This is a genomic window from Rhodobacter sp. NTK016B (genome assembly GCF_017303295.1).
Lineage (GTDB): Bacteria > Pseudomonadota > Alphaproteobacteria > Rhodobacterales > Rhodobacteraceae > Pararhodobacter.
Genome location: NZ_JAFKOK010000041.1, coordinates 1 through 712 on the forward strand (window position 1 = coordinate 1; position 712 = coordinate 712).

General features: G+C 69.9%; 1 protein-coding gene and 1 pseudogene. Both read right to left on the reverse strand.

What is annotated here, in order from left to right; translation table 11 throughout:
- Nucleotides 1-247: pseudogene (locus tag JI664_RS23615) on the reverse strand (hypothetical protein); the annotation flags it as partial.
- A 94-nt stretch (nt 248-341) separates the two neighbouring features.
- The coding region (locus tag JI664_RS23620; RefSeq protein WP_207016237.1) for an ExbD/TolR family protein at nt 342-712 on the reverse strand (371 nt) is incomplete at its 5' end.

Here is a 712-nt window from a genome sequence, read left to right on the forward strand (position 1 = left end):
GCGCGGGTTCGGCCTCGGTTGTGGCGGCGGTTGCGGGGCGCGAGGGGATCGCGCCTTGGGTGAAATCCTCGAACGCGCTGCCAAGCGCGGCGGGGGCCGACGCGGCGCCACCGGCGATCCGGATCTCGGGATCGGTGGGCAGCAGCGCGGCCAGAACCGTGCCATGCGCCATCACCGAGACCGCGCCGGTGAGCAACGCGGCGCGCCAGGTCAGGCCGGTGCGCAGGGCTTGGGTCGGAAGGGGCATCAGGCTTGCCTCATCAATCGGCTGAAAAGGACCAGAAAGGGTGGCACAGAGGCGGCATCGTCGATCCCGGGTGTCGGATTTGTGAAATGTCTGGTCATTCTGCCCCCGCCTCAGTCGCGGCCCCGGGTTGTCCGCGCTCGCCCAGAAGCACGATCCGTTCAGCCCCGCCTGCGCTCAGGGCCGAGGCCAGATCGACCAGCGTTGCGGCAGGCACGCTGCGGTCGGGCAGGATGCGCGCGACGCGCGGCTCGGACAGGGTCGCGAGATAGGCCTCGGCATCGGTCTCGGCGCCGCCATGACGCAGCGTGCCGTCTTCCATCAGCACCAGCGCCTCGGGCGGGGCCTGCACCTCGAGATCGGCGATGCGCACCAGCGCGATCCCGTCGCCGGGCGCGGGTGCGATCGAGCCCGCGATCAGGAAGAAGATCAGCATCAGGAACACGACATTGATCAGGCCGATCGTCG